At 57.2% G+C, this 17,923-nt stretch carries 13 protein-coding genes; 6 read left to right on the top strand and 7 right to left on the bottom strand.

Annotated features, from left to right (window positions below):
- Positions 1-157: 157 nt before the first annotated feature.
- The 6 genes from NDQ72_17985 to NDQ72_18010 all read left to right on the top strand — a co-directional run bounded on the left by NDQ72_17985 (position 158) and on the right by NDQ72_18010 (position 8,446).
- Positions 158-1,945: a type I secretion system permease/ATPase gene (locus NDQ72_17985; protein ID WKD27905.1), complete on the top strand. Its 1,788-nt coding sequence runs from the start codon at positions 158-160 to the stop codon at positions 1,943-1,945.
- Positions 1,942-3,306: an HlyD family type I secretion periplasmic adaptor subunit gene (locus NDQ72_17990; protein ID WKD27906.1), complete on the top strand. Its 1,365-nt coding sequence runs from the start codon at positions 1,942-1,944 to the stop codon at positions 3,304-3,306. The genes NDQ72_17985 and NDQ72_17990 overlap by 4 nt, the downstream gene beginning before the upstream one ends.
- The gene (locus NDQ72_17995; GenBank protein WKD27907.1) at positions 3,303-4,661 is read left to right on the top strand and encodes a TolC family outer membrane protein; all 1,359 of its coding nucleotides are present in this window, start codon (positions 3,303-3,305) and stop codon (positions 4,659-4,661) included. Before NDQ72_17990 ends, NDQ72_17995 begins: the two co-directional genes overlap by 4 nt.
- Before the next feature lie 101 nt (positions 4,662-4,762).
- A complete protein-coding gene (locus NDQ72_18000) occupies positions 4,763-5,137 on the top strand; it encodes a YbaN family protein (protein WKD27908.1) in 375 nt (124 codons plus the stop codon).
- Positions 5,138-5,355: 218 nt separating this feature from the next.
- The gene (mgtE, locus tag NDQ72_18005; GenBank protein ID WKD27909.1) at positions 5,356-6,711 is read left to right on the top strand and encodes a magnesium transporter; all 1,356 of its coding nucleotides are present in this window, start codon (positions 5,356-5,358) and stop codon (positions 6,709-6,711) included.
- A gap of 358 nt (positions 6,712-7,069) precedes the next feature.
- On the top strand, positions 7,070-8,446 hold the full coding sequence (locus NDQ72_18010) for an aldehyde dehydrogenase family protein (protein ID WKD27910.1): 1,377 nt from the start codon (positions 7,070-7,072) through the stop codon (positions 8,444-8,446).
- 159 nt (positions 8,447-8,605) lie between these two features.
- Here NDQ72_18010 and NDQ72_18015 read toward each other — a convergent pair whose 3' ends face one another.
- The 7 genes from NDQ72_18015 to NDQ72_18045 form a co-directional block, all read right to left on the bottom strand.
- Positions 8,606-9,727 (bottom strand): Gfo/Idh/MocA family oxidoreductase, encoded by a 1,122-nt coding sequence (locus NDQ72_18015; GenBank protein ID WKD27911.1) that lies wholly within the window; start codon positions 9,725-9,727, stop codon positions 8,606-8,608.
- A 75-nt stretch (positions 9,728-9,802) separates the two neighbouring features.
- Positions 9,803-11,305: a CoA-acylating methylmalonate-semialdehyde dehydrogenase gene (locus tag NDQ72_18020; GenBank protein WKD27912.1), complete on the bottom strand. Its 1,503-nt coding sequence runs from the start codon at positions 11,303-11,305 to the stop codon at positions 9,803-9,805.
- 36 nt (positions 11,306-11,341) lie between these two features.
- On the bottom strand, positions 11,342-12,244 hold the full coding sequence (gene iolE, locus NDQ72_18025; protein WKD27913.1) for a myo-inosose-2 dehydratase: 903 nt from the start codon (positions 12,242-12,244) through the stop codon (positions 11,342-11,344).
- 86 nt (positions 12,245-12,330) lie between these two features.
- Entirely contained in the window at positions 12,331-14,178 is a 1,848-nt protein-coding gene (iolD, locus tag NDQ72_18030) for a 3D-(3,5/4)-trihydroxycyclohexane-1,2-dione acylhydrolase (decyclizing) (GenBank protein ID WKD27914.1), read from the bottom strand.
- 1 nt (position 14,179) lies between these two features.
- Positions 14,180-16,138, bottom strand: a complete 1,959-nt coding sequence (gene iolC, locus NDQ72_18035) for a 5-dehydro-2-deoxygluconokinase (GenBank protein WKD27915.1) — start codon at positions 16,136-16,138, stop codon at positions 14,180-14,182.
- Positions 16,139-16,228: 90 nt separating this feature from the next.
- Positions 16,229-17,029, bottom strand: a complete 801-nt coding sequence (locus tag NDQ72_18040) for a TIM barrel protein (protein WKD27916.1) — start codon at positions 17,027-17,029, stop codon at positions 16,229-16,231.
- 6 nt (positions 17,030-17,035) lie between these two features.
- Entirely contained in the window at positions 17,036-17,923 is an 888-nt protein-coding gene (locus NDQ72_18045) for an ATP-binding cassette domain-containing protein (protein ID WKD27917.1), read from the bottom strand.

The following is a 17,923-nucleotide window of genomic DNA, read 5'->3' on the forward strand; positions in this document are numbered from 1 at the left end:
AGGGCGTTATGCCTTGGCGCGGTGCCTCGGCATTCTCGCCCGATGAGACGAGAAGTCAAGCAGAGACGTGACCAAAGCACTAATGAGAGAACGAATTCGAGACGAATGGCTATGGCGATTCGTTGATTTGTTACGTCTATTTTCAGGGACATAGCTAATGACCCCCTCCCAACGCCAGCCCGGAAACGAACTCTACCAAGCACTCGGCCGCTATCGCGGCACACTGCGCTCGGTAGGGCTGTTCAGTGCGGTTATCAATCTACTGATGCTAGTGCCGCCGCTGTATATGCTGCAGGTCTATGATCGCGTACTGGCTTCCGGCAATACCACCACGCTCATGATGCTAACGGGCATGGCGCTGGGGCTGCTGGCGTTAATGGGTGCCTTGGAGTACATACGTAGCCTGGCAGTCATTCATATTGGCGAACGGTTCGATGAACAACTGGGGGAGCGGGTTTACGCGGCGGCCTTCGAGCGCGGGCTAAGCGGCCAGGCAGCCCAGGCGGGGCAAGCCACTCGGGATCTTGATTCGCTGCGCCAATTTATCACCGGCAACGCGGTATTTGCGTTCTTCGATGCCCCCTGGTTCCCGTTGTATTTGCTGGTGATGTTTATGTTCCACCCCTGGATTGGTTGCCTGGCACTGGGGGGCGCCGTGGTACTGGTGGGCTTAGCGTGGCTGAATGAACGGCTTTCCCAGCCGCCGCTGCGTGAAGCGGGTTCGCTTTCTTTACAGGCCAATGCCATGGCGGAAGCACAATTGCGCCATGCCGATGCCATCGAGTCGATGGGTATGCTGTCGGCCTTTACCCGCCGCTGGTCGCACCTGCACGAGGGCTTTGTCGCGCTGCAGGGGCTGGCCAGCGAGCGTACCGCTCTGGTTACCGCTATCTCCAAGAGTCTGCGCGTCGCATTGCAGTCACTGGTGCTAGGGTTGGGCGCTTGGTTAGCGATTGGCGGGCAGATCAGCCCTGGCACGATGATCGCGGGCTCTATCCTGATGGGCCGTGCGCTCAGCCCCATTGATCAGGTCATCAATGCCTGGCGGCAGTGGTCATCGACACGGCTGGCTTACCAACGCTTGGGTAACCTGCTAACAGCACACCCGGCCCGCCAGCCAGGCATGGATCTCCCTGCCCCGCTGGGCAAGCTTAATGTGGAGCCGGTGAGCGCCACGCCGCCCAGCGGAAAAGTACCCACGCTGGTTCAAGTGGGCTTCCAATTGGAAGCAGGCAGCGTGCTCGGTGTTATCGGGCCTTCGGGGTCAGGCAAATCTACTCTGGCCAAACTGCTGGTGGGTGTTTGGAAGCCGAAGATCGGCACCGTGCGTCTTGATGGTGCCGATATCAAGAGCTGGAACAAAGTGCTACTGGGGCCACATATCGGCTACCTGCCTCAGGATGTCGAGCTGTTTGCAGGTAGTGTGGCGGAGAATATCGCCCGCTTCAGCGAACCAGACCCCATGAAGGTCGTCGAGGCCGCTAAAACGGCTGGCGTACACGAACTGATTCTGGCACTCCCCAATGGCTACGACACCTATTTGGGAGACAGTGGAGTCGGCCTTTCGGGCGGGCAGCGCCAGCGTATTGCCCTGGCCAGGGCGCTCTACGGCCCCCCGGCGCTCGTTGTGCTGGACGAACCCAATGCAAGCCTTGATGACGCCGGAGAAAAAGCACTCTTGGAAGCGTTACAGCGACTGCGCGAACGCCACGTTACGGTGGTGCTGATCACCCACCGCCCTCAGGTACTCAAGGCCACCTCTCACTTGCTAGTACTACGTGAAGGCCGCCTGCAGAAGTTCGGCCCCACTGAAGAGATATTGCAAACCCTGAGCGCTGCCCGCCCAGCGGCAGCACCTGCCAATGGCGCGATGGCCAGCCCGTATGCGCAAAGCGCTTATACCTACGGCAATGTTTCCATCAATCGTCAGGAGCAGCGCGCATGACCCTTCGCGATATCTCGCAGGCACCGCCTGCTGCAAAACAACACACCTCCTCAGCCACACCCGACTGGCAAGCACTCGCCATGCGTCGCAAGCGACGACCGATACGCATAGGGAGTTGGCTACTACTGGGAGGCTTAGCACTGTTTGTGGCTTGGGCAGCCTGGGCACCGTTGGATAATGGTATCGCGGTACCCGCAACAGTGGTTGTCTCCGGCAATCGACAGGCGGTTGAGCATCCAACCGGCGGTGTTATTGGGCGGCTGTGGGTACGTGAAGGAGACCAAGTGACAGAAGGCCAGACACTGATCAGCCTGGACACCACGCGGTTGGAACATCAAGCCCGTGCACTGCGCTTACAGCGGGCATCATCACTGGCAGAAACAGCACGCTTGGAGGCCGAGCGTGACCAACTAAGCACTATTAGCATGCCTTCTGACCTGATGAGCAGTGCCGATGTAGACGTCGGCACCATGCTGGCATTGCAACGCCAGTTATTTACCAGCCGGCGTAATGCCCTGGCCGCTGAAATATCAGGGATCGAGGCCAACCTTGATGGTCAGCGTGCCCGGGTGGCGGGGCTAGAGTCCTCGATGACCCAACAGCGGCGGCGCCTGTCAGCCTTGGGTGAGCAGCGCAACAACCTGCGTGAGCTGGCTGCCGACGGTTATATTCCCCGCAACCGGCTGCTGGAAATCGAAAACAGCTATGCCCAGCTGCAGGCTAACATTGCCACAGAGACCGGCACGTTGCAGCAGACCCGACGCCAGATTGATGAGTTACAGCTTCGCCTGACCCAACGCAATGAAGAGTACCAGCGTGACGTGCAGGAGCTACTGTCCCAGGCACGCTTACGTGCACAGGAGCTAACTAGCCAGCTGGCAAGCACCGAGTTTGACTTGGCCCATGCCGAGATACGCGCTCCTCGCTCAGGAACGGTGGTGGGGCTAACCCAGCATACCGAAGGAGGTGTGGCCCAGCCCGGTGCCTTACTGATGGAAATTGTCCCCCAAGGCGAACCCTTATTGGTGGAGGGCCAGTTGCCCGTTGAACAGATTGACCGAGTGCACGCGGGCCTGCCAGTTGAGCTTGCCTTTACCGCTTTCGAGCGTAGCAGCACACCACGCATACCCGGGGTTGTCAGCCAGGTTTCCGCCGACCGGCTAACCAATGAACAGACAGGGCTGCCTTATTACCGGATGTATGTCGAAGTAGCCGCCGATGACCTCTCACCCTTGGGCAGCCAACCACTCAAAGCGGGTATGCCGGTCGAAGCCTTTGTGCGCACTGGCGAACGCACGCTGCTCAACTACCTGTTTAAGCCACTGCTTGACCGCGCCCGCACGGCTTGGGGGGATGCATGATTCGTGTTGCATCACGGCGATATCGCACTTGGTTGTTGCTTGCTTGCCTCTGCTGCTCTTTCAATGCGTTCGCACTGGACTTCCGTGAGGCCTACGAGCTGGCCAAACAGCATGATCCAGGCTGGCTGGCCGCACAGAGCGAAAGTGCAGCCGGTCAACAGGAACGAGCGCTGGGGCGATCAGCATTACTGCCCTCGCTCAACTATCGCTACTCACGGGCTAAAAACTGGTCGGAAGTGCGGCAGGAAACACCGCTCGGCTCGACCACAAGCGATATGGATTACACCAGTTATTCCTCTTCTTTCACGCTAACGCAGCCCTTGCTGGATGCAGCGGCTTTCGCCCAGTATCAAGCTGGTAAAGCACAGGCCCAAGCCGCTGAGCTGACGCTTGAGCGCGCCCGTCAGGCGCTAGCCGTTCAGGTTCTCCAGGCCTACACGGGAGTGCTTTACGCCCACGACGATATCGAACTGACGACAGCCCACCTACGCGCTCTGCAAGAAGAACACGAGCGCAGCCAGCGCTTTATCGAGTATGGCGAGGGCACCCGTACTGACCAGTTAGAGATTGCTGCCCAGGCACGCTTGGTGGAAGCCCAACTGATTGAAGCCGAAGACCGCTTGAGCGATGCCCACAATGCACTGCGCACCCTGACTGGCACAGGTGTCCCATCCAGTGCACTCGCCCCACTGCAGGCCGACCAGCTAGCCCGCAATGTGCAAACTACCCAGGAAAGCCCCGTGTCATCACTGGAGCAGTGGCAAGAGCACACGCTGGCCCATAATCCTGAGCTGGCCGCCCAGCGCAGCCTACTGGAAGCCGCGCGTCACCAACTGAACCAGCAACGCGCCGGACACCTGCCAAATATACGCTTATACGCACGCAGTCAGATATCCGACTCCAACTCTGAAAACGTCATTGGTCAGCGTTACGACACCGACAGCATTGGCGTGGAGGTCAACTTACCGCTCTATTCCGGCGGCCGAGTCGTGGCGGCTAGCCGTCAGGCAGACAGTACCTATGCACAGACGCGCCATGAACTGGATGCCGCCACAATAGAAATGCTGAACGATGTCGAGCGCCAGTACCGTTTAACCCGTAGCAGCCAGCAGCGCATTGAGGCCTACCAGCAGACGGTAGTCGCCGCAACAGAACGCCTTGAAGCCACACGGCGAAGCATTCTGGGCGGCGAACGAACCAATTTAGACGTGCTAAACGCCGAGCGCGAACGTTTCGAGGCGTTACGCGATCTGTCCCGTGCCCGTTATGACTATTTATTAGCTTGGCTAACACTGCGCTGGCAAGCGGGGGTATTAAATGATGAGGACATTTCCCAAGTTGCTGGCTATTTTTAGTAGTAATCTAAAATTCACTATCATAATGAGGATGAGGTAATTTCCATTCACAGCCGTTTATAACTTAAGTGCAGAGATAAGGCTCATAGGAATGTGACTAGATGACGCTGATACGTATTCTTTGGGTGGGTTTGGCAGGGTTGAGTTTTAGCATCGGCGTATTAGGCATTTTTCTACCCCTGCTGCCTACCACCGTGTTTATGCTAATGGCGGTTTACTGCGCCTCCAGAGGCTCGCCGCGCTTCGAGGTTTGGATCCGCTCCCGCCACTATGTCGGCCCCCTACTGGTTAACTGGGAACAAGAGCGCGCCATACCCAAGCGCGCTAAGATTTTTGCTGTTTGCACGATAGCGTTGAGTGCAATGATCACCGTCTGGTCACTCGGGCCTGGCTGGTTAAGCGGAGCAGTGGTGGCCCTACTAATGCTTATTGCACTTTGGCTGGCTACCCGGCCAGAGCCTTCTTCTCATAGTTAAGTATGACTGGATAGTTCATCGTTTAGTGAGGTGATCGCCACTTCCAGCTGTAGAGCTGCTTGGGCTCGATATGGGCTGGTATATCGTGCGCTTGCATCACAATACCGTCGTGGCTTTCAACCCTACCTGTCTATAACATTCATAAAGCGAGCCGCCAGGAGTTTGCACTTCTTTAACACTAAGCTTTTAACACTAAGCTTCCAATAAGGACGGGCTCTATGCGCGATGAGGAAAAATACACAAATTCAGAGGAGCAACTGCTCTATCTTCAAAAACGGTTAGATGAGGAAGATACCGCCGCCCTAAGCGAGCTGTTTGCTGAACTCGATATTTTATCGATTGCGCGCACGCTTGAGTCTTTCCCAACCAAAACTCGCGACCGATTGTGGGAGTACATTCCTGAAGCACTGCTCGGTGAAGTGCTCGCCGAAGTCGATGAAGATATTCGTGCCGACTACATTGAAGACCTTTCTGCCAGCGATGTAGAACAAATCGTTAAAGGCCTAGATGCCCAGGAAGTGGCTGAAGTTCTCGACGTCGCCGACGAAGAGATCAAAACGACCGTCTATGCCAGCTTAGATCAAGAGATCCGCGCCCAAGTTGAGAATCTTCATTCTTATGAAGATGACGTGGTTGGTCGTTACATGGACCCAGAAACGGTTAATGTAAAACAGGGCGTATCGCTGGAAGCCGTACAGCGCTATATCCGTATTCATCAGCTATTGGATGATGAATCGCAACAGATCATGATTACCGACAAGAATAAGCGTCTGTTGGGCACGCTGACGCTTATTGATCTAGTCAAACAACCACAGGAGAGCGTCGTTGATGAGTACATGGTTGCCCCCTTCACACTCAATGACCAGATGAAGGTAAGCGAGGCTGCCGCACTGCTCCGCTCTAAAGAGCTGCCTTTTGTCCCGGTTTGCGATAGCGACGGGCTGTTAGTGGGCCAGTTGAACGCCGCTGATGTATTAGAAATCACTCAAGATGATGCTGACATGACGTTAAAACACATGTCGGGCGTCAGCGATGAAGAAGAAGTCTTCACTCCGATACTCCGCAGCGCAAAGAGCCGCGGCATTTGGCTGGGTATTAACCTGCTCACTGCCTTTTTAGCGGCCTTCGTAATTGGGCAGTTTGAAGAGGTACTGGATCAAATTGTAGCGCTAGCCATCCTGATGCCGGTGGTCGCGAGTATGGGCGGAATTGCGGGCAGCCAAACCCTCACTGTGGTGATACGCGGCTTAGCGCTCGGCCAGCTCGCCGGTAATAACAAACAGTGGCTTTATAACAAAGAGCTGTGGGTGGGGATGAGTAACGGCTTGGTGTGGGCACTGGTCGTTGGTGGTATTTCCTACCTGTGGTTCGGCGATCCGCTGATTACGCTGGTGATTACGCTGGCCATCTTTGTGAATATGAGCCTAGCGAACTTATCAGGCGTGCTGATTCCCTTAGTGTTGAAAAGGTTGCAAATAGACCCCGCGTTATCAGGTGCCGTCATTTTAACCACCGTTACCGATGTAGTCGGCTTTATGTCGTTCTTGGGGTTAGCTACTTTGATTATCCTATGACCACGTGCCCCTGGCGGGCACTGCAACATCTGAAAGGAGAAATCGCTAAGCACCGCTTGACTTGGGGGAGGCGTCCATATATTTCTGCTATGTGCGGCACGGCTCCGGATAACGCAGGGAATCAGGCAATAGGGCGATTCTGATGAGTGAGTCATCTTCTACACAAGATGCCAATGCTCATGACAAAGCTGTCGAACGGAAAGCTGCTGGCCGAGGGAAAGAACGAGAGAAAGAAATAGACCAGCTTCACCGGACAACAACAGTACAGCAACGGTCTGACAGCTGAACGGGTCCTCGGCATTGGATGAAGTCGAGTGAATGACCGTTAACACCTGCACGCTAATGGGGAACCGGACATATGAACAATCCGTATGAGACGATATTCCACCGCCAGAAAACAGCTTTTCTCAGCGACCGCACGAAATCACGCGACTGGCGGCTAGATCAACTCGCGAGAATGGAGCGCATGCTGCTCGAACATCGCGAACGCTGGTGTGCGGCACTTCATCAAGATTTCGGCAAGCCGCCGTTCGAACAACAGTTCGAGATCACGGTACCGATGGGAAATATCGCCTATTATCGCGACAATCTGGACCGGCTGATGGCACCGGAAGAGGTCGAAATCCCCGAAGGGCTGGCAAAGCTCGGCCAGCGCGGTGTGATCCGACGCGAACCCTTCGGCGTGACACTGGTGATCGGGCCTTTCAATGCGCCAATCCTCCTGTTGCTCGATCCGGCCATTGCGGCGCTGGCAGCGGGTAATCCCGTGATCCTGAAACCGGCCAACACCACGCCCGCAACTGCTGCGCTCTTCGCGGAACTGGTGCCGCAATATTTCGAGCCCGAAGACGTTTCCGTGGTCACTGGCGGACGCGAGGAGATCTCAGCGCTGCTGGAATTGCCCTTCGACTTCATTTTCTTCACCGGCAGTTCGGCGGTGGGCAAAGTCGTCATGCGTGCCGCTGCCGAGCACCTGACGCCAGTGATCCTGGAACTGGGTGGGCAGAACCCGACCATCGTCGACGAAACCGCAGACCTTGATCGTGCCGCCGACGCCATCGCCTGGGGGCATAACGCGATTTCGGGTCAATGGTGCATCGCGCCCGGTTTCGTCTGCGTACATGATAGTGTCGCAGACATTTTTGTCGAGAAACTGAAAGCTGCGGTCACGCGCATGTACGGGGCCGATCCCTCGCAAAGCCCTGACTTTGCGCGCATGATCAGCGAGAAAGATGCGCAACGCGTTGCTTCCTACATCCTGCCGGACAAGACCGTACTCGGGGGGCGCTTCGATGTGCCTGCCCGCTACGTCGAGCCCACCCTGCTTTATCCTTCCGACTGGTTGGACCCAGCGATGCAGCAGGAGGTGTTTGGTCCGGTGCTGCCGATCCTGCGCTACGGCGACATGGGCACGCTGATCGAAAAGCTGAAGACAAGAGACAAACCGCTGGCCGCCTATATCTTCAGCCGCGACGAGGCGACGATCGAGCACTTTCTTCAGTCAGTGTCCTTCGGCGGCGGCTGCGTAAACCTGACCAATCTGCATTGCTGGGTCGGCTCGCTGCCCTTCGGCGGGGTCGGCAATTCAGGGATAGGGAAGTATTACGGCAAGACGGGGTTCGATGCACTCAGCAACACCAAGTCGCTGCTGATCTCGCCCGCCGACAAGACCGTCGATGTCTATCCGCCCTACAAGGACAAAGATATTAGCGCGATGCTGGCGCCGTTTTCCTGACATAAAGGCTCCCCTTCTCGCCATCCTTGGCGGCCTGGTCCTGTTGGTTGTTGTTTGTAGCGTTGCAACTGGAGGGGGCCGCCGCGGTGTACTTTGCAAAATGCCTAAAGCGAAGTACGCCTTTATCCATCGGCATCATCAGGCACAGGGCTGCTGATATTAGACTTGAACCCACCGCCCCGTCTGATCTGACGTTTCGATGGCATCTATCAAACGATTCACCCGCGCGGCTTCGCGGAAATCTGGATAGAGGGGACGAGCGTTAATGATACCTTCGACCAGATCACGCACCTCGATAATTTTCTGGTCGTTATAGCCCAAACCATGGCCCGGTGCGGGGCTAAAGGCCGCGTAGTCGGGGTGTTCCGGGCCTGCCAACAGCGTAGTGAACCCACGCCTGCCGTGGGCATCACCGTGGCGATATAACTGCAGCTCGCTCATGCACTCCTGATCAAACACAATGGCGCCTTTGGTGCCCGTTAGCGTGTAGGCCAAGCCCATTTTGCGACCAGCCGCCACCCGAGACGTTTCGATATTGCCGATTAACCCTTTATCAAACCGCAGCATGGCCTGGGCCTGATCATCGTTTTCCACCGCGGCCATACCGCTGCCGTCGGCACTGGGCCGAGTGGGAATGACAGTCTGTAGCTGACCGCAAACCTCGCTAATCCGCTGTCCGGTTAAAAATTCGGCCATATTGAGAATATGCGACCCCACATCACCTAACGCACCGGCGCCTGCGGTGGCGCGCTTGGTATGCCAGTCGTGGGGCTTGTGCGGGTCGAGCAGGTAATCCTCGTTGTGCCGCCCACGAAAGTGAATCAGCTCACCAATTTCACCACTGGCGACAATCTGACGAGCCAACTGGGTGGCGGAATTGCGAATGTAGTTAAAGCCCACCAGGGTTTTGACGCCCGCCTTTTCAGCCGCAACGACCATTTCGTCGGCGTCTGCCGTGCTCAGCGCCAGCGGTTTTTCAGCGTAAACATGCTTGCCAGCGGCAATGGCAGCCAGGGCCATCTCTTTATGCAGAAAGTTAGGCGCGCAGATATCCACCACATCCACCTCACTATCTTCTACCAAGGCGCGCCAATCATCGGTGGCGCGGGCAAATCCCCAGGCACGTGCTCGGCTCTCCGCAGTGGCAAGGTTAACGTCCGCCAGCAGTTCGCAAACGGGTTTAGCGGGCAGTTCAAAAACGCTGGATGCTGCATTAAAGGCAATGGCGTGGGCTTTGCCCATAAAACCGGTGCCGATTAAGCCAATCTTGAGGGTTTTCATTATGGTTATCCCTGTTCTAAAACAACAACGCCGGGCTGGGCCCGGCGTTGAATGGTGTCGTGCCCCGTAGACTGTTTACATGGTCGGCATGGTGAAGTGGTTAGTCTCTTCACGAATGCCGCTGGGCCAGCGTTGGGTGATGGTTTTCATACGGGTGTAGAAACGCACGCCGTCGGGGCCGTGCATATGCAGCGGGCCAAACAGCGAGCGCTTCCAACCGCCAAAGCTGTGGAACGCCATGGGTACCGGAATCGGTACGTTAACGCCGACCATACCGACCTGGATCTGCTCGCAGTATTGGCGCGCCGCATCGCCATCGCGGGTAAAGATTGCCGTGCCGTTGCCGTATTCATGAGCGTTGATCATGCTGACCGCTTCGTCGAAGCTGGTCACACGAGCAATCGCCAACACCGGGCCAAAGATCTCCTCGGAGTGAATACGCATTTTTGGCGTCACATGATCGAACAGAGTGCCGCCAATAAAGTAGCCATCGCCTGCGCCATCAACCGTTGTCTGGCGACCGTCGACCACGAGTTCTGCGCCTTCATCCACACCAACCTGAATATAGTCAGCTACCTTGTCGCGATGCTCGCGGGTGATGAGCGGCCCCATATCGTTATCAGGGCCATCAACCAGGCCAGGCCCGACCGTCAAATTATCCAGTTCAGCCACCAGCTTTTCACGCAGGCGGTTGGCGGTATCTTCGCCCACGGGTACAGCAACGGAAATTGCCATACAGCGCTCGCCTGCTGAGCCATAGGCCGCGCCCATCAGGGCGCCCACGGCTTGATCGAGATCCGCATCGGGCATAATCACCATATGGTTTTTAGCCCCGCCCAGCGCCTGAACACGCTTGCCATGCGCTGATGCGGTAGCGTAGATGTACTCGGCGATGGGTGTGGAACCCACAAAACTTACCGCTTGAACACGCTCATCAGTGAGCAGCACATCGACCGCTTCTTTATCGCCATTGACGACGTTAAAGACACCATCCGGCAGGCCCGCTTCGCTTAACAGCTCGGCTAAGCGCAGCGGCGTGGAGGGGTCTTTTTCCGAAGGCTTCATGACGAAGGTGTTGCCGCAGGCCAGTGCAATGGGGAACATCCACATGGGCACCATAGCGGGGAAGTTGAACGGCGAGATACCGGCGCACACGCCCAGCGGCTGCATCATCGAATAGCTATCAACGCCGCTGCCGACGTTCATGGAGTGCTCGCCCTTCTGCAGGTGGGGAATGCCGCAGGCAAACTCAACCACTTCCAGGCCGCGGGTCACTTCGCCTTTGGCGTCAGAAAACACCTTGCCGTGTTCGCTGGAGATGAGTCGCGCCAGCTCATCGGTGTGCTCTTCAACCAGCGCTTTAAACTTAAACAGAATACGCGCGCGCTTTAGCGGCGAGACTTTTGACCAGCCGGCAAAGGCTTCGTCGGCGATGCGCACGGCTTCACGAGTTTCATCAACGGTGGCTAGCGCTACCTGGGCGCTTTGTTCGCCGGTGGCCGGATTATAAACCGGCGAAGTGCGCTGGCTCTGACCAGTGGAGAACTCACCATTAAGATAATGGGATAACATCTTCATAAAAGCTCCTGATTAAAAGGCGGCGACTGGCACTGTTTAGCTGGCAATGTCGAAACCTGCCTGCTCGGCAAGTTGGCGCAAGTTGCGATACCCCAGGCGGGCATAGGTCAACGGATGGGCGACTTCAGGGTCTTGTTCGGCTTCAACCACTAACCAACCCTGGTAGCCCTGTTCGCACAGGTGGGTTAAGGCGGGCAGAAAATCCACATTGCCATCCCCCGGCACCGTAAACAGGCCGTCTAACACGCCGTTTAAAAAGCTTTTGTCGCGGTTGCGCACTGCGTCCAGCACAGGGAAGCGCAAGTCTTTGCAGTGCACATGGTGGATACGTTGGCTGTAGCGTTTGGCGATGGCGAGCGGGTCGCCGCCTGCACCGCGCAGATGACCAAAATCAAGCAGTAGCCCTACGCCTTCGCCGGTGTAATCCATTAAGCGTTCAACGTCGGCCTGGCTTTCGATCACCGTGCCCAGGTGGTGGTGATACACCAGTTGAATGCCCTGGGATTTCAGGTAGTCACCCACCACCTCAAGGCCATGCAGCAGGCGCTGCCACTGTTGCTCGGAAAGATGCGGACGCTGTGAAAGCGGACGCTCCTGATCACCGTGTACACAGTGGGTAACTTCACATAGCACCATCACCTTAGCGCCGCACTGCTTGAGCAGGTTCATGTGATCCTGAATAGCGCCAATCTCTTCTTCAGGCGTGCGTTCCAACAGCTGCGCGGAGTACCAGCCCGACACAAGCGCCAAGTCGTGGGCGCTAAGCACCTGATTCAAGGCGTCAGGCGTGCGGGGAAACTTGTTACCTAATTCAAAACCACTGAAGCCTGCCTCACGCCCCTCTTTCAAACAGGTTTCCAGCGGTGTTGCGCCACCCAGGCTGGGTAAGTCATCGTTGGTCCAGGTGAGCGGATTGATGCCTAAAGTAACCGTTGGCATAGCGTATTCCTTGTCATTTTTGTCTGAGTATTTTTGGCGTTAGGGCGCTTTACCCTATCGCCGACTCTCTGATGTTCTGCATTCGATTAGCGGGCCTGGCGCTGCTTGGCTTCGCGGTAACCTTGATAGGCTTTATTGACGGCTTCACGCTTGGAGACCTCGGGCACGGCTACTTCCCACCAGGCACCGCCTTCTTGGGTGCTGGGCAGTGGATCAGTATCCAGGGCAATCACGTAGGTCGAAGAGGCGCTGCGAGCGCGCACCAATGCCTGCTCTAGTTCCGCAATGCCGCTCACTGATTCAGACTCACAGCCCAACGCTTTAGCGTGGGCGGCAAAATCGGTTTTCGGTGCGCCCGCCTCGACAGTGCGGCAATCTTGCAGCAGGTTGTTAAACCCCGCGCCGCCGGTGGCGTGCTGCAAGCGGTTGATACAGCCATAACCGCGGTTATCCAACACCACCACAATCAGCTTGTGGCCCAGCATCACCGATGTCGCCAGCTCTGAGTTGTGCATCAGGTAGCTGCCATCGCCGACCATCACCACTACCTCGTTGTCGGGCTTGGCCATCTTGACGCCCAGCCCACCGGCAATTTCATAGCCCATGCAGGAGAAACCGTACTCAACGTGGTAGTTGCCAGGGCCCGAACATTGCCAGAGTTTGTGCAGCTCGCCGGGTAAACCACCGGCAGCGCAGACCACGGTTGTATCGCTGCCAGCCTGGCGATTGACGGCCCCTATTACCTGAGCATCGGTGGGCAGCGCTAGCCCTTGATCTGCGGTTACACGGCGCACTATTTCGGCCCATTCGCGTTTGAGCGTGCCGGTTTGTTCGCGCCATTCATCGCTACCGCGCCACTCGCCCAGCGCTGCGTCGAGTTGCCCCATCCCGATCAAAGCATCGCAGCTAAGCGGCAACGCTTGATGCTTCAAGCTATCGAAACGGCCAACGTTAAGGGTGATCAGTGTTTTATCGTTGTCTTCAAACAGCGCCCGAGAGCCAGTGGTAAAGTCCTGCAGTCGTGTGCCCACCGCCAGAATGACATCCGCCTGCTCCGCCAACTGGTTGGCAGCTGCACTACCGGTCACCCCAATGGCACCCACAGCGCAAGGGTGGCTATCGGCCAGCGCGCCCTTCCCCGCCTGGGTTTCAGCCACCGGAATAGCGCGCTTTTTGGCAAACTCGGCTAAGGCATCGCAGGCAGCCGCGTAATGCACGCCGCCGCCAGCAATGATCAGCGGGCGCTTGGCCTGTTGCAGTGCGGCGATGGCTTGGCGAAGCTCGTAAGCATCCGGTGGCGAGCGGCGAATGCGGTGCACTTTGGGGGCAAAAAATGCCGCAGGATAATCGTAGGCAAAGGTTTGCACATCCTGGGGCAGCGCCAGGGTCGCGGGGCCGCAGTGTTCAGGGTCAAGCAGAGTGGCAATCGCCTGAGGCAGGCTGGTCAGCAACTGCTCGGGGCGGTTAATGCGGTCGAAGTAGCGCGATACCGGGCGAAAACAGTCGTTGACGCTAATCGTCGGGTCACCGAAATGTTCCACTTGTTGCAGTACCGGATCCGGTTCGCGGGTGGCAAAGGTGTCCCCCGGCAGCAGCAGGATCGGCAAGCGGTTGGCGTGAGCGAGCGCCGCGGCGGTGACCATATTGGTCGCCCCTGGGCCGATGGAGCTGGTCGCCGCCATTAGGCGCTGGCGGCCATTGGCTTTGGCAAAGGCAATCGCCGCGTGGGCCATGGACTGCTCGTTATGGGCGCGAAAGGTCGGCAATTCGTCTTGCACGTGGTAAAGCGCTTCGCCTAACCCCGCCACATTGCCATGACCAAAAATCGCAAACACCCCCTCAAAAAGCGCCACTTCTTGGCCATTGATCTCAATACGCTGAGCGGAGAGATACTTGACCAGTGCTTGAGCCATGGTGAGTCGAATGGTGCTCATCTTACGCCTCCTCGGTGTGGGCCAGCGTTTGCGGCTGCGCCTGCCTTAATTGCCGCCACGCCGTTATCAGTTCGGCATAGTTCTGGGCGACGCGCTCTACCAAACTAGCGTCGTCGATACGCCCGGCCAGCCAATCACGACTCGCACTGGCAAATAGCGTGCGGCCAACGGTGAAACCCTTACAGCAGGCATGATTGGCGGCTGCTTCAAAGCCGCGTTTCATGTCGTCCATAGGGGCGTCGAGTCCGAGCAGTACAACCCCACGGCAGTAAGCATCCTCGCGCTCAATCGTCTCGCCCACCGCCTGCCAGGCAACATCCGTCATTGAGGGTAGCTTCCACCAGTCTGGGCGAATGCCTAGGTTGTAGAGCCGCTGAAGGCTGCGCGGTAGCGTCGTGTTATCGCTTGGCATATCAGCGGGAGGGATTATCTCAATCAGCAACTCCAGCCCATAAGCACAGGCCGCCTGATAGAGCTGGCGCAGACGCTCTTCCTGCTCCAGGCGCAGTGAGAGTTCATCGTCAGGGTGGTAAAACACCAAGCATTTAATGATCTGTTCTCTAGGCCAGTTGCGTAGGCAGGCACCTAAGTCATCGCCATGCTGGAAACGCAGCGGGCGTGAGCCTGGCAGCTCTACCGGTCGACCAATCCACCAGCCTTTTCCACTGGCATGATTGAGCGCGTCCTGACCCAGCACGTCATCAACCAGGATCGCGGGAGTGGAGATACCGCCCAGCTTGGCGCCCTCTTCAGCGGCGCTGACCAAGAGTTTTTTGAGTGCTGGCAGCCGCGCGCTGTTGGCATGCTCTTCGCGGGCCATATCGGTAAGCTGGCGACGATGATCAAATGCTAACCCCAGCACTTCGGGCCATTGAACGGGCACCCGGGTAGTGACGCGGTGCAGATGATTCAGGCGTTGATCGATATCCGGACGGGGTACCTCATCCCGGCGCGCCAAGTAATCAAATAACTCGTCTTCGGTGGGCATGGCGGGGGCACAGCCGTGGCGGGAGACCACCAGCGCGCCGCAGGCATTGGCATAGCTGGCACTGGTTTGCCAGGATTCATTGCGTAGCCAGCCACGTAGCAGCCCACTCATAAAGGCATCGCCAGCGCCCAGTACATTGAGTACTTCGACCTGAACGCCCTTGACCAGAATGCCATCTTCAATGCGGTCAGGAATCGCCCCTTCAAACACGACACAGCCCATGGGGCCCAGCTTGCATACCAGGGTCGCCTGGCTAACCTCACGCACCGCGCGCAGGGCCGTTAAGGTGTCGGTGCTGCCACCGGCAATATGAAACTCCTCTTCGGTGCCCACAATCAGGTCAAAATCTGGCAGCCAGCGCTGCAGGCCGGTGGTCACTTCATCATCGGCGATAAAGCGGGTTTCGCCATCGCCGGGGTTGGTCAGCCCCCACAGCACGGGGCGGTAGTCGATATCCAACACCCGCTTCACGTCATGCTGGGCGGCAGCGTCCAGTGCTTTGCGGCACGCCCGGCGAGTGGTATCGGTAGAAAGGTGGGTGCCGGTAATCGCCAGCGCCTTGGCCCGAGCGATAAATTCAGGGTCGATGGCGTCGGCATCGATGGCCATATCGGCACAGTCGCGGCGGTAAAATAGCAGCGGGAAGCTTTCGCGATCTTTTAACGCCAGCAGCACCAAGCCGGTGTGGCGCTCAGGGTCGGTTTGTAGCGCAGAGGTATCCACCCCCACTCGTGCTAATTCCTCGCGAACAAAGTTGCCCATTTGTTCATCGCCGACCCGCGAGAGCATGGCAGACTTCAATCCTAAACGAGCGGTGCCGTAAGCCATATTGCCCGAGCTGCCACCTAGGTACTTGGCAAAGCTCGCCACGTCTTCTAAACGGCTGCCAATCTGCTCGGCGTACAGGTCGACCGCCACACGTCCCAGGCAAATCAGGTCTAGCGGCCGGTGTTGACTATTGTTATTCAGCATAAATGTCTCCCCACGTCACAAATTCGTGGTATCGGGCAAAAGAGGGCGCTGGGCATAAAAGCGTCTTGGGTGGCTATCGATGAGGCTTGCCTAAAAGGAGAAGGCAGCACGGAATCGATCAAGGGCGAGGCCGTCATCGCCAGAGGCCCAACCTTCTAACCCCACCGTGCCGCGATAGCCTATGTCGTTCAGCGCTTGAGCAATGGCCGGGTAGTTAATCTCGCCAGTCCCCGGTTCGCAGCGCCCAGGCACATCGGCTACCTGCACTTCACCAATGTACGGCCCGCAGCGGCGAATCAATTCAATCAGATTACCTTCGCCAATTTGGGCGTGATAAACGTCTAGCATGATGCGCAAGCTAGGCCGGTCGATACTCTCCACCAGCGCAAGCACATCTTCCAGGCGAGCAAACGGCACGCCGGGGTGATCAACCTCGGTATTAAGGTTTTCAAGCACGAAGGTGACACCGTGCTGCTCGCCGAGATCTGCCAGCCGATTGAGCGTTTCGCGGGCTTTTAGCCACATAGCGCCCGTCATCTGCTGGCAAGGCTGAACGGGCAACCCATTACCATCTAGCCCGGTGCCGTGAAGGTTAAGGCGCGGAATGCCAAGGCGCTTTGCTACCTCAACCGACTCAGCGGCGGTGCGTAGCAATTCATCTGCCCCGGGGGCATCTGCCAGGGTGCCGGTGACATAGCCGGTCATGGACGAAAACGTCGCCCCGCTATTGGCCAGCGCGTCAATGTCGTGCTTCGTCCAGTCCCAGATTTCGACTTGAAAGCCCAGTTCAGAAATATGCTTAACGCGTTCCAGCATCGGCAAATCGCAGAAGATCATTTCAGCACAGACAGCCAGCGTGAACGGCGATGATGGGGACAACTTATTCATCATGCTTCCTTAATAACCGCTTGCCGCTCGCGGTGAAGATTGCTCTGCACTGCTTGCATCGGCAGGCTGAGTGTCTTGGTCGGCTAAGCTGGCCTTCTTGGCTTTATCTTCCCGCTGGAATTCCGCAAGCTCTGCATCCAGGCTTTCAAGCTCAGCGCCACCCGCCATCATGTTGAGCACTTCTTCGCGGCTGACTTCTTCTTTGCGGAAGGAGCCCAAACTACCGCCGCGTGACAATAGGGTGAACGCATCCGCCACTGGGTAAGCATGGTGGACGTTGTGGGTAATAAAGATAACCGCCAGGCCATCGGCGCGGGCTTTGGCAATGTAGCGCAGTACAACAGACGCCTGCTTGACCCCAAGCGCGGACGTGGGCTCATCCAGAATCAGCACTTTGGCACCAAAGTAGACGGCACGAGCAATCGCCACACACTGGCGCTCCCCACCAGAAAGCGTGCCCACCGGCTGGCTTGGGTCGCGTACATCAATACCGATTTTAGCCATTTCCTCTTTGGCAACCCGGTCGGCATATTTCCAATCAATCCGCTTTAAAGGCCCCCAGCCCACCGTCGGTTCGCGCCCCATAAAAAAGTTACGGGTAATCGACATCAACGGCACCATTGCCAGATCCTGGAAAACGGTCGCGATACCAGCGTCTAATGCATAAGCTGGGGACTTGAAACGAGCGGGTTTGCCATCCAGTAGCATTTCGCCGTGGGTGGGCTGGTGAACACCGGAAAGGGTTTTAATCAACGTTGACTTGCCAGCACCGTTATCCCCTAGCAGGCACATAACCTCACCGGAGTAGACCTGCATCGAGATATCACTTAAGGCGATAACACTGCCGAAGTGTTTGCTGACACTGCGCATTTCAATCATTGGCGTACGTGTGGTCAT

This window comes from Halomonas sp. KG2 (assembly GCA_030440445.1).
Classification (GTDB): Bacteria; Pseudomonadota; Gammaproteobacteria; order Pseudomonadales; family Halomonadaceae; genus Vreelandella.